The sequence below is a fragment of the Parabacteroides goldsteinii DSM 19448 = WAL 12034 genome, assembly GCF_000969835.1.
In the GTDB taxonomy this organism is placed as follows: domain Bacteria; phylum Bacteroidota; class Bacteroidia; order Bacteroidales; family Tannerellaceae; genus Parabacteroides; species Parabacteroides goldsteinii.
This window is the reverse complement of the sequence record NZ_KQ033913.1, coordinates 568,259-588,796: the sequence shown is the minus strand read 5'-3', so window position 1 is coordinate 588,796 and position 20,538 is coordinate 568,259. Positions and strand designations below refer to the sequence as shown.

The 20,538-nt window shown below is 48.2% G+C and carries 19 protein-coding genes and 3 tRNA genes; 14 read left to right on the top strand and 8 right to left on the bottom strand.

The genetic code is table 11. The features are described from left to right. Window positions 1-9 precede the first annotated feature (9 nt). On the bottom strand, window positions 10-894 hold the full coding sequence (locus HMPREF1535_RS15440) for an NAD(P)-dependent oxidoreductase (RefSeq protein WP_007653089.1): 885 nt from the start codon (window positions 892-894) through the stop codon (window positions 10-12). A 108-nt stretch (window positions 895-1,002) separates the two neighbouring features. Between HMPREF1535_RS15440 and HMPREF1535_RS15435 the strand changes: the two genes are divergently transcribed. From HMPREF1535_RS15435 to HMPREF1535_RS15425, 3 genes are all read left to right on the top strand, one after another. Continuing rightward, window positions 1,003-1,392, top strand: coding sequence for a VOC family protein (locus HMPREF1535_RS15435; protein ID WP_007653088.1), 390 nt, complete (start codon window positions 1,003-1,005; stop codon window positions 1,390-1,392). A gap of 19 nt (window positions 1,393-1,411) precedes the next feature. After that, window positions 1,412-1,999, top strand: a complete 588-nt coding sequence (locus HMPREF1535_RS15430; RefSeq protein WP_007653087.1) for a GrpB family protein — start codon at window positions 1,412-1,414, stop codon at window positions 1,997-1,999. Between the two features lie 111 nt (window positions 2,000-2,110). Further along, complete coding sequence (locus HMPREF1535_RS15425; RefSeq protein ID WP_007653081.1) at window positions 2,111-2,878, top strand: GNAT family N-acetyltransferase; 768 nt, start codon at window positions 2,111-2,113, stop codon at window positions 2,876-2,878. A gap of 120 nt (window positions 2,879-2,998) precedes the next feature. Here the strand turns inward: HMPREF1535_RS15425 and HMPREF1535_RS15420 are convergent. Continuing rightward, a tRNA-Ser gene (locus HMPREF1535_RS15420) sits at window positions 2,999-3,083 on the bottom strand. Window positions 3,084-3,274: 191 nt separating this feature from the next. Here HMPREF1535_RS15420 and trxA point away from each other — a divergent pair. Next, entirely contained in the window at window positions 3,275-3,748 is a 474-nt protein-coding gene (gene trxA / locus HMPREF1535_RS15415; RefSeq protein ID WP_007653008.1) for a thioredoxin, read from the top strand. 69 nt (window positions 3,749-3,817) lie between these two features. Here the strand turns inward: trxA and HMPREF1535_RS15410 are convergent, their stop codons facing one another. Next, complete coding sequence (locus HMPREF1535_RS15410) at window positions 3,818-4,366, bottom strand: 30S ribosomal protein S16 (RefSeq protein ID WP_007653006.1); 549 nt, start codon at window positions 4,364-4,366, stop codon at window positions 3,818-3,820. A 130-nt stretch (window positions 4,367-4,496) separates the two neighbouring features. On the opposite strand from HMPREF1535_RS15410, the gene HMPREF1535_RS15405 reads away from it, so the two are divergent. After that, on the top strand, window positions 4,497-6,140 hold the full coding sequence (locus HMPREF1535_RS15405; RefSeq protein WP_007653004.1) for an ABC-F family ATP-binding cassette domain-containing protein: 1,644 nt from the start codon (window positions 4,497-4,499) through the stop codon (window positions 6,138-6,140). A gap of 75 nt (window positions 6,141-6,215) precedes the next feature. Here the strand turns inward: HMPREF1535_RS15405 and HMPREF1535_RS15400 are convergent, their stop codons facing one another. Then, window positions 6,216-7,691, bottom strand: coding sequence for a DUF3943 domain-containing protein (locus HMPREF1535_RS15400; RefSeq protein WP_007653003.1), 1,476 nt, complete (start codon window positions 7,689-7,691; stop codon window positions 6,216-6,218). Between the two features lie 160 nt (window positions 7,692-7,851). Between HMPREF1535_RS15400 and HMPREF1535_RS15395 the strand changes: the two genes are divergently transcribed. The 6 genes from HMPREF1535_RS15395 (at window position 7,852) to HMPREF1535_RS15370 (ending at window position 11,091) form a co-directional block, all read left to right on the top strand. Continuing rightward, window positions 7,852-8,463, top strand: coding sequence for a trimeric intracellular cation channel family protein (locus tag HMPREF1535_RS15395; protein WP_007653002.1), 612 nt, complete (start codon window positions 7,852-7,854; stop codon window positions 8,461-8,463). A 30-nt stretch (window positions 8,464-8,493) separates the two neighbouring features. Next, a complete protein-coding gene (locus HMPREF1535_RS15390; RefSeq protein ID WP_369978355.1) occupies window positions 8,494-9,552 on the top strand; it encodes an asparaginase in 1,059 nt (352 codons plus the stop codon). Between the two features lie 46 nt (window positions 9,553-9,598). Then, on the top strand, window positions 9,599-10,402 hold the full coding sequence (locus tag HMPREF1535_RS15385) for an MBL fold metallo-hydrolase (protein ID WP_007653000.1): 804 nt from the start codon (window positions 9,599-9,601) through the stop codon (window positions 10,400-10,402). Window positions 10,403-10,517: 115 nt separating this feature from the next. Then, window positions 10,518-10,590: transfer RNA gene (locus HMPREF1535_RS15380), tRNA-Lys, on the top strand. 19 nt (window positions 10,591-10,609) lie between these two features. Beyond that, window positions 10,610-10,682: transfer RNA gene (locus HMPREF1535_RS15375), tRNA-Lys, on the top strand. A 175-nt stretch (window positions 10,683-10,857) separates the two neighbouring features. After that, window positions 10,858-11,091, top strand: coding sequence for a YecH family metal-binding protein (locus HMPREF1535_RS15370; protein WP_010799837.1), 234 nt, complete (start codon window positions 10,858-10,860; stop codon window positions 11,089-11,091). Between the two features lie 176 nt (window positions 11,092-11,267). Here the strand turns inward: HMPREF1535_RS15370 and HMPREF1535_RS15365 are convergent, their stop codons facing one another. Continuing rightward, window positions 11,268-11,471 carry a hypothetical protein gene (locus HMPREF1535_RS15365; RefSeq protein WP_232312432.1) on the bottom strand — a complete coding sequence of 68 codons (204 nt, stop codon included), beginning with the start codon at window positions 11,469-11,471 and terminating at the stop codon, window positions 11,268-11,270. A 396-nt stretch (window positions 11,472-11,867) separates the two neighbouring features. Between HMPREF1535_RS15365 and HMPREF1535_RS15360 the strand changes: the two genes are divergently transcribed. Both HMPREF1535_RS15360 and HMPREF1535_RS15355 read left to right on the top strand, forming a co-directional pair. After that, window positions 11,868-12,728: a pyridoxamine kinase gene (locus HMPREF1535_RS15360; RefSeq protein ID WP_007652997.1), complete on the top strand. Its 861-nt coding sequence runs from the start codon at window positions 11,868-11,870 to the stop codon at window positions 12,726-12,728. Window positions 12,729-12,806: 78 nt separating this feature from the next. After that, the gene (locus HMPREF1535_RS15355) at window positions 12,807-13,739 is read left to right on the top strand and encodes a ketopantoate reductase family protein (protein WP_007652996.1); all 933 of its coding nucleotides are present in this window, start codon (window positions 12,807-12,809) and stop codon (window positions 13,737-13,739) included. A gap of 185 nt (window positions 13,740-13,924) precedes the next feature. Here the strand turns inward: HMPREF1535_RS15355 and HMPREF1535_RS15350 are convergent, their stop codons facing one another. Beyond that, window positions 13,925-14,899 (bottom strand): type I phosphomannose isomerase catalytic subunit, encoded by a 975-nt coding sequence (locus HMPREF1535_RS15350; RefSeq protein ID WP_007652995.1) that lies wholly within the window; start codon window positions 14,897-14,899, stop codon window positions 13,925-13,927. A 21-nt stretch (window positions 14,900-14,920) separates the two neighbouring features. Continuing rightward, complete coding sequence (locus tag HMPREF1535_RS15345) at window positions 14,921-16,939, bottom strand: alpha amylase C-terminal domain-containing protein (RefSeq protein WP_007652994.1); 2,019 nt, start codon at window positions 16,937-16,939, stop codon at window positions 14,921-14,923. A gap of 102 nt (window positions 16,940-17,041) precedes the next feature. Between HMPREF1535_RS15345 and HMPREF1535_RS15340 the strand changes: the two genes are divergently transcribed. After that, window positions 17,042-19,339, top strand: a complete 2,298-nt coding sequence (locus tag HMPREF1535_RS15340; RefSeq protein WP_007652993.1) for a cation:proton antiporter — start codon at window positions 17,042-17,044, stop codon at window positions 19,337-19,339. Window positions 19,340-19,445: 106 nt separating this feature from the next. Here HMPREF1535_RS15340 and HMPREF1535_RS15335 read toward each other — a convergent pair whose 3' ends face one another. Further along, entirely contained in the window at window positions 19,446-20,531 is a 1,086-nt protein-coding gene (locus HMPREF1535_RS15335; RefSeq protein ID WP_046146775.1) for an outer membrane beta-barrel protein, read from the bottom strand. Window positions 20,532-20,538: the final 7 nt, after the last annotated feature.

The window sequence follows — 20,538 nt, the reverse complement described above, 5'->3', positions numbered from 1 at the left end:
CAACTCTGTTTATTTGCAATTGGCCGAAAGGTTTGCCAACACTTTCTCGCTCAGACGATCAAAAGCCTGGCGCGTACGTCCTGTCGAGACTTGCATGCAACGTACATGCGGATGGTTCAGCAGGTGGCTGTCTCCCAATGCTCCGGCGGTATCGCAGAAGCAGAGATTGTCGCCTTCGAGCCATTTCATGAAGGGAGCCTCGTCCCAGGCCGGAGACAAACCGGTGTTAAACAGTATCTTTTTATTGCCCAACTGCCCGAATTCGGCTTCATGCAACAGGACAGTGTTCTTATTCAGGCAACAGAAAACGGCTTCACTCTGCGACAACAGTTCGCCAAGCGGCAGGAAACGATAGCCCTTCCCGCGTGCCGCCTCTTTCTCGCTCCGGGCGAAATAGGCAACATCAGCCCCGAAAAACTTCAAGGCATCCGCTATCATGCCACCGGACTTACCCAGTCCTACGATACCGACTTTCATCCCGGTAATCTCACGGGGGATGTCGTCCCACGCCTCCTGCTCAAAACCATGCAGGCAACGCACCAGTTCGCTGATGACATACTCCACCACCCCTTCATCGCCATAATCGCGGATACCGGTGACAACGATACCCCGTTCGTTCGCATAGCGAATATCGACATTCGCGCTTTCCGGCGAGTAAAGCGAGCAACACATCCCGATATACCGGACGTTCGGACACTTTTCCAGTGCCGCCCTCCCAATCCGCGAGGTGTAACTCAACAAAACAGCGTCCGCATCCCCGATACGGCTTGCCACCTCCTCATCGCCGGATGGTATATCGTCGTACATAATAACTTCTTTCGCAAAATCTTGCAATTTCTTTTCTGCTGATGGAATCAGGCTTACAGGCTCTATCGCCACAAGTTTCTTAAACATCGGAATTTCTGCTTATTTTTATCGCACAAAGATAGCCCTTTCTTCCCACAAAGCGGAATTATCCCTCTCCATTCTTACAAATCAAAAACTTATTCTATCTTTGGGAACATGGAAACAAAGAAAGCTACAATCAGCAAAATCAACGTCGTCATCGATTGCAAAGATGCAGGCATCATGGCACGTTTTTACAGTCAGCTTCTGAATTGGGAGTGGACACACCCGCAGGCAAACGGTTGGTCAGCCATCACTTCGCCCGCCGGTATGGTCATCGCCTTCCAGGAGATTGAAGAATACGAACCGCCCGTCTGGCCCTGGCAGGCAGGGAAACAGGGGCAAATGCTACACCTCGATTTCTATGTGGACAACCTCGAAGAAGCCGTCCGCCACGCCCTCAGTCTGGGAGCACGCCTTGCCGGTGAGCAATATTTCAGAACTTCCCGCACATTGATCGACCCCGCCGGCCATCCTTTTTGCCTGGATACGGACGAACCGGAGTAACCTGTCAAAAACGAACATCATGAAAAAAAAGGACTTGAACGAAATGAGCAATGAGGAACTTTGGCAACTGTTCCCTATTATACTGTCGCCCCATAACCCGGAGTGGCCCGGACGTTACAAAACAGAAAAAGAGCTGCTCATAAAAACCATCGGAGCGGAAAACATCGTCCGTATCAATCATATCGGAAGCACTGCCGTCCCCGGTCTGACAGCCAAACCGACGATCGACATTTTGCTGGAGATACAGCAGAAAACCGATCCCGTCCGCCTCATCCCGACTATCGAGTCAGCAGGTTACATCTATTGCCACAAACCCGACAACCCGCCTCCCCACATGATGTTTATGAAAGGATATACGCCCGAAGGATTTAAAACTCAAGCCTTCCATCTCCACATAAGATACTCCGGTGATTGGGACGAACCTTATTTCCGCGACTATCTCCTCGCCCATCCCGATACGGCCAAGGTCTACGGTGAGTTAAAGGTCAAACTACAAAAGCTATACGAACACGATCGCGACGGCTACACCGATGCAAAAACCGATTTCATCCGGGAGATAACAAACCGGGCAAAAGAACAGATTACCTATCCCACAAACATGGAATAAATTATGAAAAACAAAGAGGACACACGGGATGGCTAAGAGTACATCCATTACACCTAAAAAACAATGACACAACAACAAGCTAAATTTATATACATATAAAATAATAGTATGATGAAAACAAAATACATCACCCTGACAAAAGAAAACATCGGAACGGAACATATTTGTTGCGCCTTCTCCGACAAAAAATGCAAGGAAGGCTACGAGCTGAAAAAAGAATGGCTCAGAAAAGAATTCGACAACGGATACTTATTCCGCCGCCTCGACGAACGTGCCAAGGTATTCATCGAATACGTCCCCGCCGAAAAGGCCTGGGTTCCCGTCAACGCCCCCGGCTATCTGATGATCAACTGTTTCTGGGTATCCGGACAATACAAGGGATGCGGACACGGCAAGGCGCTATTGCAATCCGCCATCGACGATGCCCGGTCGCAGGGAAAAGCAGGACTGGTCACCGTAGCGGGTACATCCAAATTCCATTTCATGAGCGACACCAAATGGCTTCTGCGCCAGGGTTTCCAGACGGTGGAAAAACTCCCCAACGGTTTCAGCCTGCTGGTTCTGAAACTGATGTCCGATGCGCCCGAGCCCTCTTTCAAGGCCTGCACGAAAAGTGGGGAATGCGAGGAGAAAAACGGGCTGGTCGTTTACTTCACCAACCGCTGCCCGTACACAGAATACCACGTCCTCGGTTCGCTGGCAGATGTAGCCCAAAGCAAAGGAATCCCGCTGAAAATAATCAAACTGGAGACACTGGAGCAGGCACAGGCTGCCCCCACCCCGGCCACCATATTCACGCTTTTCCACAACGGGCAGTTTGTCACCACCGACCTCAGCGTATGTCTTGAGAAACGGTTTGAAAAGGCAGTAAAGATATAAGACGGAGGAGATAAACACTTCCCCTCCTGTATTCCCGGATTGCCCGAAACAATCCGGGGACACAATGTCTTAAACGCAAAAAATCCCTGCAAGCAACTTGCAAGGACTTCCGTTTTTCAGCGGAGAGATAGGGATTCGAACCCCAGGAACCTTTCAGTTCAACGGTTTTCAAGACCGCCGCAATCGACCACTCTGCCATCTCTCCAGTATGTTTTGCTATCGTTTTCTCTCGATTGCGGTGCAAAGGTAGTGATATTTTTTATATCTCCTAATTTTACGAAGCATTTTTTTCTTTTTAAGCTATTATTTTTCTTTTAACCACTCAGAATGGGAAGTCGTATCCGTTTTATTACTATTTTTGTATTCTATAATTATCAATGAAGTAATAAGTTTTATATGAGAAAGTTGAAAGATTTATTCCTGATTTCGGTGGTGTTGCTGCTGGTTAGTTGCTCCATGTCTGCCAAATCGGATAAAAACGAAACAGGAAACGTAGCTGCCCAGGGCGAAGTTGTAGTACTTAACAAAGCTGACTTTCTGACCAAAGTATATAATTACGAGAAAAACCAAACAGAATGGGTCTATGAAGGCACCAAGCCTTGCATCGTCGACTTCTATGCTGACTGGTGCGGACCTTGCAAGAAGGTTTCTCCTATATTAAAGGAATTGGCCGGAGAATACAAAAACGACATCATCATTTATAAGATCAATGTCGATAACGAAAAGGAACTGGCTGCCGCTTTCGGCATACAGAGCATCCCTACCCTACTGTTTATTCCTGCTAAAGGAAAACCGCAACTGGCACAGGGAGCACTTTCAAAGGAACAGTTCGTTGAACAAATCAATGGTTTCCTGCTGGGAAAGAAATAAGGGGACACACAATAAAAAAGAGGACACTCCACATAGGAAATGTCCTCTTTTTATTTGGCATTAAGCGAATTACTCAGCGCTTTCTGCTGCAGGAGCTTCTTCAGCAGGAGCGTTTGCTGCTGCTTCTTCAGCTGCCTTTGCTGCAGCGGCGGCTGCTAATTCAGCTTTCTTTTTAGCTACTTCTTCTGCTTTTGCCTTGTTAGCTTCTTTTTCAGCTTCCAGACGAGCTTTTTCTGCAGCCTTAGCCGCTTCGCTGTCTTTCGATTTTACTGCTTCAACAGAAGCTTGTTTGTTTTTCAACCAAGCCTGGAATTTAGATTCCGCTGTAGCTTCGTCGAATGCACCTTTCTTAACACCTTCCAGTAAATGCTTTTTCATGCATACACCTTCGCGTGACAGAATGTTGCGAGTTGTGTCTGTAGGCTGTGCACCTACCTGTAACCAATACAAAGCTCTTTCGAAGTTCAAATCTACTGTAGCAGGATTAGTGTTCGGATTATAAGAACCTATCCTTTCAATAAACTTTCCATCACGTGGAGCCCTGCTGTCTGCAACTACGATCTGATAAAAAGCGTAGCTTTTGCGACCGTGTCTTTGCAATCTAATTTTTGTTGCCATGTTTGAATAATTAATTTAAGCTGTTTGTATTAGCGGGTGCAAAGATAAGTTGTTTCAAAACATAAAACAAATATTCCAAACATTTTTCCTACCTTTGCGCCTTCTTTTTACATATATATATAATGTACGTATGATTTCTATTGATGGACTGACAGTGGAGTTTGGCGGAAGTGCCCTCTTTTCTGATATATCTTTCGTTATAAACGAGAAAGACCGAATTGCCCTGATGGGGAAAAACGGTGCGGGCAAATCAACTTTGCTCAAAATACTAGCCGGGGTACGCGAACCGACACGCGGAAAGGTTTCGGTACCCAAAGATACGGTCATAGCCTATCTGCCGCAACATCTGATGACGGAAGACGGGCGCACCGTATTTGAAGAAACGGCACAGGCTTTCGCCCACCTGCATGAGATGGAGGCCGAGATCGAAACGATCAACAAAGAGTTGGAGACACGTACTGACTACGATTCGGACAGTTATATGGAGCTGATCGAGCGCGTCTCCACACTCAGCGAGAAATTTTATTCCATCGAGGAGATCAATTATGACGCCGATATCGAGAAGACATTGCTCGGACTGGGCTTCAAGCGCGAAGATTTCAACCGGCAGACCAGCGAGTTCAGCGGTGGCTGGCGCATGCGTATCGAGTTGGCGAAGTTACTCTTGAAGAAACCGGACGTGTTACTGCTCGACGAGCCTACGAACCATCTGGACATCGAATCAATCCAGTGGCTGGAAGATTTCCTGATCGATAACGGGCAGGCGGTGGTTGTCATCAGCCACGACCGGGCATTCGTCGACCATATCACCACCCGCACAATCGAAGTCACCATGGGCCGCATCTACGACTACAAGGTGAATTACAGTAGTTATCTGCAACTCCGCCAGGAACGCCGCGTACAACAACAAAAGGCGTTCGACGAACAACAGAAGATGATTGCCGAAACCCGGGAGTTTATCGAACGTTTCAAAGGGACATACTCCAAAACGCTACAGGTACAAAGCCGTGTCAAGATGCTTGAAAAACTTGAGATACTTGAAGTGGATGAGGAAGACACATCGGCACTCCGCCTGAAGTTCCCGCCCTCTCCCCGCTCCGGTACATATCCGGTGATTATCGAAAACGTGGCAAAAACATACGGCGACCATACGGTGTTCCGCAATGCCAACCTGATGATTGAACGGGGCGACAAAATCGCTTTCGTAGGAAAGAATGGCGAAGGAAAGTCCACGCTGGTGAAATGTATCATGAAAGAGATCGAACACGACGGCACGCTGACCATCGGACATAACGTGATGATCGGTTATTTCGCTCAGAATCAGGCTTCGCTGTTGGATGAGAACCTGACCGTCTTTCAAACGATAGACGATGTCGCCCAAGGTGATATCCGTAATAAAATTAAGGATTTGCTCGGCGCGTTCATGTTCGGCGGAGAAAATTCAGCCAAGAAAGTGAAGGTTTTGTCGGGTGGAGAGCGCACGCGCCTGGCGATGATCAAGCTGCTGCTCGAACCAGTCAACCTGCTGATTCTCGACGAGCCGACCAACCATTTGGACATGAAAACGAAAGATATCCTGAAACAGGCGTTGCTCGACTTCGACGGTACGCTGATTGTGGTGTCTCACGACCGTGATTTCCTGGACGGACTGGTGACGAAAGTCTACGAATTCGGCAACCAGCGGGTCACTGAACATCTTGAAGGCATTTACGAATTCCTCCAACGGAAGAAAATGGAGAATCTCAACGAACTCGAAAGAAACAAAACAAGATAACAATCAGTCAATTACAGTTTCCTCGTAGTCCCACTTTCAGGAAACTGTAATGAAGTAATAATCAATAGCAAAGCATTAAATCTTCACTCCCAAAGAAAGCATCAAATCGTAGGTAGCTCGGTTCACGTCGTCGTGGTAGCTGTAATGCGTGCGGCGGGAAAAGTAGCGGTTCGAGAGCGATATATTCCATTTTTTGCTGGAAAGATAAACCAGTTTGATGCCCATCACTGTCAAGCGGGAATGACCTTTGTCACCTTGTACGTTGAAAGTATTCGGGTCGACCGTGCTCAGGTCTATGTCCGGATTGTAGCCTTTCCAGGTAAAAATATGATAGTTTTCCATATTTAGCAAAAATGTCCAGTGCTTGTTGTAAGTCAAACCTGTAAAGGCTTTTACACTATAACCGCTTCCCATGTTGTAATCGCGTTCATCGAGACGAAAATAGTCTGACGAGCCACCTCCCAGGGCAACACCGTTCACATAAAATTCGCCGTAGGCATCGACCTTGTCGCTCGGCTCCGAACGTTTGTAATAGATCAAACCGCCTCCCACAGCCGCCGCCTCCGAAATGCGGTAGGGCGACACCTTGCCACCATCACTGGAGCGCAACTGCGAATCGTAATAGTCGAAGTGCTGGAAGACACCGGCCGTCAGCGTGCGCGGCCCTTTCTCCCAAACCCGTTTACCCCACAAGGCGCCGATAGCATTCACCTGCGTGATGACCGGCTGACTGGAAAAGAAATCGAATCCGGCACGCAGCTGAAACCATTCGTAGGGCGAATAAAACTCGTCTTCAAAAGGGTCGCCATAATCCAGACGCAGCGAAAGATGCATACTAGTCGTCCCATGTTTCGAATGCTCCTGCTCCGCCAGGAAACGAGGACCGGCACTCACGATAAAGTTCACGGGCACAAACGAGTATGCCCTACCTTTATGCGGCCTGTGACGCCATGCCTCACCGGTTATCAGACGGTTTATGCCACGCACGGGCGATATCAGTCCAGAAAGTATCTCACGCCCTACACGCTCCGCCCCACTCGACCGGTCATCGATAAAAAGGTCGGACAGACGGTAAGTGATTTCACCTAACTCCACCCCTCCGAACGTGGTAGCCATCAGGTCGTTGATAGAGGGCGGTTCATTCTCCATGAAGAATTCCCACATCAAACTCCCACCGGCGGCGAAAGGGATAGACTGCCAGAAATTCATCCCGTTGCTGCGTGCGGCATTGAAGTAAAGCGAGCCGTGGTAGGGATGCGCCACCAGATTGGTCGAAAACTTGTCGGTATCCCAGACAGGGCCGGTTTTGAAATTGTTCTTAATCGTATGACCATTAATATGAGCAAAGTCCTCGTTCATCAGAAAACGGTCGAAAGCCCATATCCCGACATTCAAGCCGAACACCTCGCCGGCTGCCAGCCAGGGCTTTTTAGGCATGAAAACAGTCGAGTCGCTCACGTAATTTCTTGTATCCATTTTAGGGAAGTGTTGCCCCTGCATCCACTGTGCTGAAAGCAAAGCCAGCAATCCTATCCATATAAATCTCTTCATCATGTAACATTCTTTTGGCCTGAGCCTTATACCTATTACTCATGCAAACTTATATATAATTAACAGTAAAGGATTCGTTTGGTTTAAATTATTCTTAGGTTGTGTCGCTAGAAACAAACACAATTCAAAGGAAATACTTACTTTTGCAGAAAAAAACAAAATGATAGATTTTATCACCTTTTGCGACTATACAGGGACGTTTGCATTCGCAATTAGTGGGATCAGATTAGCCTCTGCAAAACAATTTGACTGGTTTGGCGCCTATGTGGTCGGACTGGTTACTGCCGTGGGCGGAGGGACAATACGCGATATCCTGCTGAATGCAACCCCTTTCTGGATGGAACAAACATCTTATTTAACTGTTTCCGCACTAGCTTTATTGTTTGTTATCATCTTCCGTAAATATGTGATCCGGCTGAATAACACGTTCTTTATATTCGACGCCATCGGACTGGGTCTGTTCGGCGTGGTCGGAATCGCTAAAACACTCGAATTCGGCTTCCCTATGTGGGTAGCTATCGTAATGGGAACGATCACCGGATCATTCGGGGGAATGATGCGCGATATATTAATCAATGAGGAGCCGCTAATCTTCCGAAAAGACATCTATGCCCTGGCATGCGTGTTCGGTGGCGGTGTATATTATTTATGTATGCTCGCCGGGTTAACACCCTCCATCACCCAGTTCGCTGCAGCGTTGGGGATATTCCTGGCACGTATCATAGCCGTAAAATATCACATAAGCGTTCCCGTTTTGAAGGGAGAAGAATAAATTTATTACCTTTGCATTATGACAGTAAACATGAACGATCAGCGCGATAAGGCTTCTATCCTGCTTATCTATACAGGCGGAACAATCGGAATGATTGAAAATCCTGAAACCGGAGTATTGGAATCTTTTAATTTCCAACATCTTAGAGACAATATGCCGGAACTGAAAAAGCTCGGTTACTCAGTATCGACTTATCAGTTCGATCCGGTAATGGACTCGTCCGAAATGGGGCCTGACTCATGGATGAAGATTGTGAAAATCATCGCAGATAATTATGCGAAATACGATGGTTTCGTGGTGCTGCATGGCACCGATACCATGTCGTTCACCGCCTCTGCCCTGAGTTTCATGCTCGAAAACCTCAGCAAGCCGGTCATTTTCACCGGTTCACAATTGCCCATCGGCATGTTACGCACGGACGGGAAGGAAAACCTGATCACGGCGATCGAGATTGCTGCTGCCAAAGAAAACGGAATACCTATTGTACCCGAAGTCTGCATCTTCTTTGAAAACGATTTGCTGCGAGGCAACCGTACGAGCAAGATCAATGCCGACAACTTCAATGCATTTCGTTCATACAATTATCCGGCCCTGGCACATGCCGGGATATACATTAAATACGATACGGGACAAATTTATCACCCAGTTTCGCGTAAGCCGCTGAAACCGCATTATCTACTGGACCGGAACATCGCTATCCTGAAGTTGTTTCCGGGCATCTCGCCGCAGGTGGTGGAAAGCATCCTCAACATTCCCGACCTGAAAGGGGTCGTGATGGAAACTTTCGGTAGCGGGAATGCCCCGAGTTACGACTGGTTTCTGACCATGCTCAAAGATGCAGTAGACCGGGGTATCGTAATCGTCAATGTAACCCAGTGTAGCGCCGGAAGCGTTGAGATGCACCGGTATGAGACGGGCCATAAATTATTGGAAGCCGGCGTTATAAGCGGGTTCGACAGCACGACGGAAAGCGCTGTCGCCAAGTTGATGTTCCTTTTCGGCCACGGGTTATCGCCCGAGGAAGTGAAGGACCACATGAACTGTTCGCTTATCGGGGAAGTGACGATCCCTGATACGTTCCGTTCCTGATTATACTATGTAAAACAGAATAGGCCGCGAGGCGGAATAGAAAAATATGAAACTATCATTTCTTAGCTTAGCAAGTGGAAGCAGTGGCAACTGCTATTATCTGGGTACTCCCGAATTCGGGATACTGATTGATGCTGGTATCGGAATACGTACCATAAAGAAGGTGTTGAAAGATAAAGCGATCGACTTTTCCAAAATCGTGGCAGTCCTGATAACGCACGACCATGCCGACCATATCAAGACGGTGGGTTGCCTGGGAGAGAAAATGAATATCCCGGTATACACTACCGCTGCCGTCCACCGAGGAATAGAAAAAAGCCGTTATGTGGAAGAGACGTTGATCGGTTCACGCCGGGTCATCGAAAAAGAAGTACCTTTTACCATCCGCAACTTCAATATCATCGCTTTCGAAGTGCCTCACGACAGCACGGACAACGTAGGCTACTATATCGAATACGGAGAGCATAAGTTTACTTTTGCGACCGACGTGGGCCATATTACGGATACAGTGAGTCGTTATATGCGAATGGCTAACCATCTGATCATCGAGGCCAACTACGACGAGGAAATGTTGAAGTTCGGCACCTACCCCGCTTTCCTGAAAGAACGTGTAGCGAGTCCGACAGGCCACCTGAGTAACCGTGAAGCTGCCGAATTCCTGGCAGCCAACTATGACCCGAAGCTGAAGGACATTTGGTTGTGCCACCTCAGCCGCGACAACAACCACCCGGAACTTGCCTATAAGACAGTCGACATCCGATTGTTTCAAGAAGGGGTCCGTGTCGGCAAAGATGTCTCTCTGATAGCACTTAAGCGCACGACTCCGTCTGATATCTTTGAATTCGAGTAAAAAATAGTTAGAAAAAAGCGACCGAAAAGTTTGCAAAGAAAAATTAAACCTCTATCTTTGCACCCGCAATCGAGAAACAAAGTCCACAAGCAGGAAACAAGGATTGCAACAGATTGACTTGGTAGCTCAGTTGGTAGAGCAAATGACTCTTAATCATTGGGTCGAGGGTTCGAGCCCCTCCCAGGTCACTCAAAGAAAAAACCGATTGACTCGGTAGCTCAGCTGGTAGAGCAAATGACTCTTAATCATTGGGTCGAGGGTTCGAGCCCCTCCCGGGTCACAAAAAGCCTGTTATAGAAAGTTCTATGACAGGCTGTTTTGTATTATCTATCCTCCAGATATCCCGATTCTAATAAATTGTTAATCATTTTAATTTATTCTTTTCTGTCACATATGTTACAATTTAAAAAGGACAGATGGTGTACTTTTGTCTCAAATCATTTAATAATCAGTTTATGGAACAGTTACATGCACATGAAGTTCTTTTCATGATGGAAGGAAACAGTTACTCAGAGAGCAGCCTGAGAGCAGCTATCATTAATAAATTCGGTTCGGAACAACGTTTTTATGCCTGCTCGGCCGATAACATGAATGTGGATGAATTAATCGAATTCTTGAAAGAAAAAGGGAAATTCATGCCTATGAATGATGGTTTTACGGTAGATGTCAGCAAGGTTTGCAGTCATTAAATCGATACAAATTATTTTTACCCGAGCCTTTTAAAATACAAAAGCCGCCCTATTCTCACGAACAGAGCGGTTGTTTGCCCACTGAAGGGCTTGGGATACAACGTTATTAGATATGAGGATTAACGTTATAGAGTAAAAAGTATGATTTCACCAATTACATTGAATTTATTGATATACTAGTTAATCCAATCAACAATAAAATCAGCTCGCGGGTCCTCACCAGGACTCTTCGGCTCAATAGGGACTTCCCAGTCCGTTATAAAAGCACCTGTATAATCAGATTTGTAACTCACCTCACGGTCTTTTTTATCTCCATTCGATGAATCGTCGCAACCCCATACAAGTGAAGTTCCACGCTCGCCTGCGCGAACGGCATACATCGATCTCTGTTTTTTTTCAGTCCTTCCCCACGCCAAGGGGAGGATACTAGTTTCAGCCAAAGTCATTAACCTAAAATATTTATATACATCTAATCAAACTCACAAAACAACATCTCTTAAAAACTTTGATGTAAAGGTATCCCGCCCGACGCAATGTTTTGCGACAATCTCCGGCTATTTTATTTACGATATTTATAAATGTAGACCCAATACGGAAGCAAACCCTCCGAAAAGGAGGAAACAGACCGAAAAAGAAGAAATTTACTCATTTCATAACAATCCGGCCCATTTTATGATAAAATCAGCTTATTTTGCAACGGCTGGCGGAAAAGGCCCTATACAGGCTTCCAACATTTCCCGCACACCCATTGTTGTATTGATATAAAAATGAACAGAATGAAAAATAAAACACATCAGAAAAGGGTCGCAGCCATACACGACCTGTCCGGATTCGGAAAATGCTCACTCACCGTCGCATTACCTATTTTATCTGCCGCAGGCATTGAAACATCAGCTCTCCCCACAGCCATCCTGTCCACTCATACCGGAGGTATCAGCGGATACACCTACCGCGACCTGACGGAAGATATGCGCCCGGTCATGAAACACTGGAAGTCGCTCGACATAAAGTTCGATGCCATCTACACCGGCTTCCTCGGTTCGTTCGAACAGCTCGACATCGTTAAGGAGTTTTTCGACGCATTCAGGCAGGAAGACAACCTGATACTGGTTGACCCGGTTATGGGCGACAACGGCGAACTGTACACCGTCTTCACTCGCGAGTTCGCAGCCGGCATGAGGATGCTTTGCCAAAAAGCCGACATCATCGTGCCCAACCTCACCGAAGCGGCCTTGCTGCTCGACGAACCGTACCATCCGGGGCCTTACACCCACGCATATATCGAAAGCCTGCTGAGGAAGCTTGGCGCACTGGGTCCGCAGAAAGTAGTACTGACCGGCGTTTATTTCAAGGAAGACGAACTGGGGGCCGCCACCTACGACCGGACGACCGACACGATAGACTACGTCTTCACCCAGAAAATACCCGGTTATTACCACGGGACAGGCGATGTGTTTGCCAGCGCCCTGCTGTCGGCCTTGCTCAACGACTTCAGCCTGATCGACGCGGCGGCCATTGCCGTTCATTTTACGACCGACAGCATCCGGCGGACTTACAAGGCAAAGACCGACTATCGCTTCGGTGTTAATTTTGAACAAAGTTTTCCCGACTTTCTAAAAGAACTCAAACTCGTATAAAGGGTTTCGATTTTATTTTTCATCTTTGCGGCATCATATATATAAGAATATAAACTTCAAAACTCCTATACAATTGATATGAGTAAAATAAAAATTGCTATTTCCGGAATAGGGGCTGTAGGGGGTTACTACGGGGGGTTGCTCGCTGCCCACTACCAGGATTCGGAGGATGTGGACATCTTCTTCATCTCCCGCGGCGAGAACCTGAAGGCTATCAAAGAATTTGGCTTGGAAATAAAAAAATCTTTCAAGAAAACAATAGCCATACCAACCCTCGCAACCGACAATCCGGCAGAGATAGGTCCGGTGGATTACCTGCTCTGCTGCACGAAAAGCTACGATCTGGAAGAAAATATCCGTCACCTGAAGCCGGTCATCAGTCCGGAGACTGTCATCCTACCCCTGCTCAACGGGGCCGACATCGCCGAACGGATAGAAAAAATACTGCCCGGAAGCAGAATATGGAAAGGCTGTGTTTACATAGGTGCGCGGCTCGTTTCGCCCGGATATATCGAGAAATTCACCCTCAAGGACCGTTTGTTTTTCGGACTCAACGGCAAGGATAAGGAACAACAACTGGAGTTAAGGAATATATTGAGCTCCGCCCGCGTGTTATCGACCAACCCGGAGGACATCGACCTCGAGATATGGAAGAAATTCTTTATGATCTCCACGGCAGCAACCATCACTTCTTACTTCAACGAACCGATTAACAGTGTGATAGAAAATCATATCGACCTGTTCATCACGCTGGGATACGAGTTAAAAGACGTTGCCGAAGCCAAAGGAATCAAACTGCCGGAAGATATTGTTTTCTCGTCTATCCAGGCCCAAAAGATGATGCCGAACGGTGCGACCACTTCAATGCACAGTGACTTCAAGCGCGGAGGCCAGACGGAAATCGAGACACTGACCGGCTACGTAATCCGCGAGGCGGAAGCCCTGGGGCTGGATGTCCCCACCTACCGGTTCATGTACAACGGGCTGACACAATTCCCCTATCCCCAATAAGGTCATGAGGAAATCAGCATAGCCTAACAAAATAACAGGGAACGCATACGACGCAGAAAACTCAGAGAAACACAGATATTATATTGATTATTAATAAAATATTCTGCGAAACTCTGCGTTTTCTGCGTCGTTTCTGTTTCCTAATTCCTTTTTTCAGGAAAAACTGTTATCTTTTTCCCGGAAAATTATCCGATATAAGTCTCCATGAATTTGGCATTCGGAGCCGGAGAAATCGTCACCACCTCGGTATCTGCCGGGATAAGCACCGTCTGACCCTGATGAACGAATATTTCGTTTCCTTTATTGTCGCGGATAGAAGCCTTACCCTCCATACATATATATACGACAAACGAATCGAGTTCGGAGAAGTCGCGCACCATCATCGTATCGAGGTCGAGCAGGTTTGTCGTGAAATACTTGCAGTTGGCCAGTTCGACTGTCGCGTTGGTATGTGCCTTATAATGCGTGCGGTAGTCGGGAGACATGGTATAGTCGATGGCATCTTTGGCCAGCTCGGTATGCAGTTCACGCCCGTTACCGTTGGCATCCTTACGATCGTAGTCGTAGATGCGGTAAGTGATGTTGCTGGTCTGCTGTATCTCTGCGATAAAGCATCCGGCACCGATGGCGTGAACACGCCCCGCAGGCAGGAAGAACACATCGCCCGGCGACACTTCATAACGCTGGAGAACGTCCATGATAGTGTTATCGCCTACCCGTTTCACATACTCCTCTGCGTCAATTTGTTGGGAGAAACCGGAATAGAGGCCAGCTCCCTCCGCGGCGTTGATTACGTACCACATTTCGGTCTTGCCAAAAGAATTGTGGCGTTTCATAGCCAGCTCGTCGTTGGGATGCACCTGGATAGACAGGTCATCACGGGCGTCGATAAACTTAATCAGCAGCGGGAAAGTAGAGCCGAACCGGTCCATTACCTTCTCACCGAGCAACTGCTTGCCGTAAGTGCGAATCAGTTCATCGAGCGACTTGCCTTCCAAGTCACCATTATCGACGATGGAATAGTTACCCTCTACATGCGAAAGTTCCCAACTTTCACCGATACCTTCTTCAACCGGTGTGATGCCCTTAAATGGGCAGATGTCTGAGCCTCCCCAAATAATCTTCTTGAGGATAGGCTTAAAAGTCATTGGATATAACATACTGTGTGTTTTGTTGTTTGATTACTTCTTTATCTTTACTTTTCTCAGTACAACAGCACTGCGTGCCGGAATGTACAGTTTAAGCCATTCTTTTTTGTCTTTTTTAAATAATGGATCGAATTGTGTGAAATGACGCACCGAATCGTCCGCCAGGCCGAAACCACCGAAACGGGGGGCATCTGTGTTGAGAATCACTTCATACTCGCCTTTAGGAACCAGGAAGCCGTAGTCGGTGTACGATTTCGTCGGACTGAAGTTGAACACAAATACCAGGTCTTTGCGCATGTAGGCCAGAATCTGGTCGCCATCGCTATCCCACACCTTCTGTATTGGGGTAGACTGGAAGTTTTTCACGCTACGGAGCAGTTCGATCATTTCGCGGTCGAAGTCGCCCAGATAGTGATATTTCAAATCCATATTATCTACCAGTTCCCACTGGCGGCGTGCATATTTGTGCGACCATCCGTTGCCTTCGCGCGGGAAGTCGATCCATTCGGGATGTCCGAACTCGTTGCCCATAAAGTTGAGGTATCCGCCGTTGATGGTCGAGGCGGTCACCAGACGGATCATCTTATGGAGCGCCACACCGCGTTCAACAACAGCGTTGTGGTCGTCCTTCTGCATGTGCCAGTACATGTCCGCATCTATCAACCGGAAGATGATGGTCTTATCTCCCACCAGTGCCTGATCGTGGCTTTCGGCGTAACTGATTGTCTTTTCGTCGGCACGGCGGTTGGTCGTTTCCCACCAGATGGACGAGGGATGCCAGTCTTCATCTTTCTTTTCCTTGATCGTCTTGATCCAGTAGTCGGGAATGTTCATTGCCATGCGATAGTCGAAACCATAGCCGCCGTCTTCATAGTTGGCAGCCAGTCCGGGCATGCCGCTCACTTCCTCGGCGATGGTGATGGCGTTCTTATTTACCTCGTGGATCAGTTTGTTGGCCAAGGTGAGATAAGCAATCGCGTCGCCGTCCTGATGTCCGTTGAAGTAGTCGCCGTAATTGCAGAAAGCCTCGCCCAATCCGTGACTGTAATAGAGCATGGAAGTGACACCGTCGAAACGGAAACCGTCGAACTTATACTCTTCAAGCCAGAATTTGCAGTTCGAGAGCAGGAAATGCAACACCTCGTTCTTGCCATAATCGAAGCAAAGCGAGTCCCAGGCGGGATGCTCGCGGCGTGTACCGCTCAGGAAATATTGATTATAGGAACCGTCGAAACGTCCGAGGCCCTCCACTTCATTCTTAACAGCATGGCTGTGTACAATATCCATGATGACAGCGATTCCCATGCCGTGGGCGTCGTCTATCAGCTGTTTCAGCTCTTCGGGCGTACCGAAACGGGACGAGGCGGCGAAGAAGCTGCTGACGTGATAACCGAACGAGCCGTAGTAAGGATGCTCCTGTATCGCCATGATCTGTATCGCGTTGTATCCTTCGCGGGCAATGCGGGGTAGCACGTTGCGGCGAAATTCATCGTATGAGCCGACTTTTTCCTCGTTCGTCGACATACCGATATGGCATTCGTAGATCAGCAGCGGGGCGGTGTCAGGCTTAAAGCGTTTGTTTTTAAACGCATATGGCTTGACTGGGTTCCACACCTGTGCACTAAATATTTTAGTTTGTTCGTCTTGCACGACACGGCGTATCCAGGCCGGGATGCGTTCACCGCTTCCTCCGTCCCACTCAACCAGCAGTTTGAAAAGGTCTTCGTGACGGAGCAGCTCTTCTTCGAGCGCAATCTCCCAGACACCGTATCCGAGGCGTCTCATTTTATATCGTTCGTCTTTCTTCCAGTCATTAAATGTACCGATAAGATAGATAGCTGTGGCATTCGGGGCCCATTCGCGGAACACCCACCCCTTGTTGGTTTTATGCAAACCGAAGTACAGATAGCCGGAAGCCATCTCGGCCAACGTCTGTTTCCCGTTGTTGGTCAGGCTCTTTTCCTTGTCAATCACGTATTGATACCGTCCTTCTATCGCCTCTTTATAAGGGGCAAGCCAAGGGTCATTCTTTATTAGATTCAGCGACTCCATGATTTATTTGAGATTGGTTTAGCGCAAAGATAAAAGAAAAAAAGATACCGTATTGATATTCCCGGGATATTTCTTACTTTTGCATCAAACCCCATGCAATATATGAGTAGAGGAACAAAGAGTATAGCCTTTTATTTAGTGATGATCCTTGTATTCGGTTCATTGATGTATTTTATCGCCAAAGAAGGAGAGAGCCAACAGATTGAAAGCGCCATGACATCGGCCTACGACGCCCCTAAAAACCTCAGTGAAGGTTTTTCCTTATTTTGGGAACTGATGATGCATCATATCCAGTCGCCTATCGGCATCCTGCTGTTGCAGATCATTACGATATTGATTACCTGCCGCCTGTTCGGCTGGTTGTTTCAGAAGATTGGCCAGCCTACGGTCATCGGCGAGATTGTGGCCGGTATCGTACTGGGGCCATCAGTGCTGGGGCATTTGCTACCGGAGGCTTCGGGATTCCTTTTCCCGGTCGAGTCGCTGGCCAACATCACTATCCTGAGCCAGTTCGGGCTGATCCTGTTTATGTTTGCCATCGGTATGGAGCTGGATATCACCGAGGTTCGGAAGAAATTAAAGGAAACGATCCTAATCAGCCATACAAGCACGATTGTGCCCTTCTTTTGCGGGATGCTTACTGCCTACTTCGTTTACGACACGTATGCCGACAAAGGCACTCCCTTCCTATCGTTCGCCCTGTTTATAGGTATCGCCATGAGTATCACTGCCTTCCCGGTGCTGGCACGTATCATACAGGAACGCGGATTGACGCGGACGCATCTGGGGACGATCTCGCTCGCCAGCGCAGCCAACGGTGACATCACGGCCTGGTGCCTGCTGGCCGTCGTGATAGCCATCGCACAGGCGGGGTCAATGCTGAGTGCGGTCTATAATATTCTTTTCTCCGCCATTTATATCGCTTTCATGTTCTTTGCCGTCCGTCCGTTCCTGAAAATGATCGGACATATTTACCATAATAAGGAAGTGATCGACAAGGGCCTGGTCGCTTTTATGTTCCTCCTGCTCATCATTTCGGCTTATTTGACCGAGATGTTAGGGTTGCATGCGTTGTTCGGCGCGTTCATCGCGGGGGTGGTGATGCCAAGTAACGTGAAATTCCGCAAGATCATGACCGAAAAGGTGGAAGATGTATCGCTGGCCCTGTTTCTCCCTTTGTTCTTCGTTTCGACGGGGTTACGCACAGAGATCGGGCTGCTGAATAGTCCCGACCTGTGGTGGATGTGCGGCGTCTTTATACTGGTGGCCATCATCGGTAAATTCGGCGGTGCCATGTTTTCGGCTCGTTTCGTGGGCGAGAGCTGGAAAGACAGCCTCTATATCGGCGCACTGATGAATACGAGGGGATTGATGGAGCTGGTCGTGCTTACGATCGGTTACGAAATGCATATCCTGCCCCCATCCATCTTCGTGATGCTGGTATTGATGACGCTAGTGACTACATTTATGACTATCCCGCTCGTTTCGTTCATCAAGTTCTGCTTCCAGACACGCGAGAAGATCAAAGAATACAAAGCGGTGGAGGTAGCCGACGGCACGTTCAAGGTGTTGCTCTCGTTCGGACGTGCGGGCAACGGGCAGATCATGCTCGACGTAGCCTACCAGATGTTCGCCCATATCCGGCATCAGGTGGACCTTACGGCGCTTCATCTCACCGTCGGTTCGGATGTGAACCCGCTGCACACGGATAACTTCGAGGAAGTCAGCTTCGGGCCTATTCTCTATGGGGCGAAAAAGCTGGGAATCAATATAGAAACGCGCTACGAGGTGTCGAACAACGCCGGACAGGATATCACGGACATCGTAAACACGGAGGGTTTCGACTTCCTGCTCGTGGGTTCGGGCATTTCGATGAGTAACCAGCCGGACGACATCGAGGCGAACCGCTACCGCACCTCTTTCTACAACCGTTTCTTCCGCCGTTTCAAGGCGCCCGAATCGTGGTTTTACCCCGGTGCGCTATTGAAAGACAAGACGAAAATGTTTATCGGAAAAAGTAATTGCGACGTGGGGGTATTCGTGAACCGCGGCTTCGTGAAAGCGAGCAATGTGATCGTGGTGGTCGACTCGGAGAAGGATCTCTTCCTGTTGGAATATGCTTCGACGTTGCTAAAGACAACCCACGGATCGGTCAGCATCCTCGACCGCAGCAGTTCGACGACTCCGGGCAGCGAAAAGATAAAACATGCCATCCGCCAGTTCGTCGATACGACCAAGCAGGCGTCGCTGCTGGCAGACAAGGATATGACAGCGGCGATATTCAGCAACTATAATTTCATGTTGATAAGCTACGATACCTGGAACGACGTCTCTGAACACCGCCGCGAAGCGTTGCAGAAGATGCCGTCGACGCTGATTATGAATCATAAAGAGAAATAAAGAAGATATTTCGGAAGATGCGTTCCCCCAAACAAGAGGACACACCCTATTTTCAAAAAGGATGCACCCTTTTGACGAAGAGGATGCATCCTTTTTTATTGCGACGTTAATTCAATTTAAACCTAACCCCTAATTTTACCCCGAAAGACATAACCTTCACTTTATCTGTTACGTTTGAATTCATCATGCCATTATAAGGAATACCCTTTCCTACCGTCATGTTCCCGTCCGGATGATAAGATGCAGGAGTGGATAATAGCCCCTGATCTTTCTTTTTCTTCATGTTGGTGAAACCGTAGTCGATGTAGCCGCCCAGCAACAGGTCGGTGTCTTCGCCCAGGGTGAACAGGAAACCGAGTTCGGCAGTTCCGGCTACGCCCAGTTTCAGTTTGTTCTTTCCGCTCCAGTCCAACTCGCGGCCGGGATCGTTGATCGTGCCGAAGCCGTGGTGAGGAACAGGCGCCTCCGACGGAGAACCCACGTCGGAAGGGATATGGGGGTAGTAACCCGAAACATTCAGTTCGCTGGCTGTATTGCCTTCGACCTTGTATTTGGCTTTGACAGGAATCTGCAACTTCACTCCCAGACCGGCGTACATGCCCCATTTTTCCTCTTCGCCGAAGTGGGTCTGGTACATTGCCAACAGCGGGATATCCAGCAGGAAGGCGGTCTGCTTCTCTTCCAGGTTCTTCAATCGGGCACGCAGTTCGAACTCACGCGGGTGGCCGGAGAAGTCATCGTCGTCGGTCATATTGCCCAGTTTCATGTATTTATCGTCGGACATATCACCTGTCAGTTTGCCTGTCGTTGCATAACGGGAGATACCTACCCCCGTCGAGAAACCCCAATGACGGTTGAAGAAGTAGCTGTAACGGAGATCTATTTCATACCCCGGTTTAGCGTTGCGCTTGCCTTTCTCTTCAAAACCTTCGATCTGGTAGTTCAGCTTGTAACGGAAGGAAGAGGAGCCGACGCCGCCCGATACCGTCAGGTAAGAGGTCTTCGTTGTATCTTTCTTTTCCTCCCGGTAGTCCTCGCGGTATTCCTGACGCTGGCGCTGTTGCTGCTGGCTGTTGTTATACTGGCTATGCTCTCTGCCACCCGTTCCTTGCTGGGCCGAAACGGTGGTGGCAAGGCAGCCTGCTGCGAATAAAAAGATTGTTTTCTTTATGTTTGAAATTATTGTTGACATATCTGTT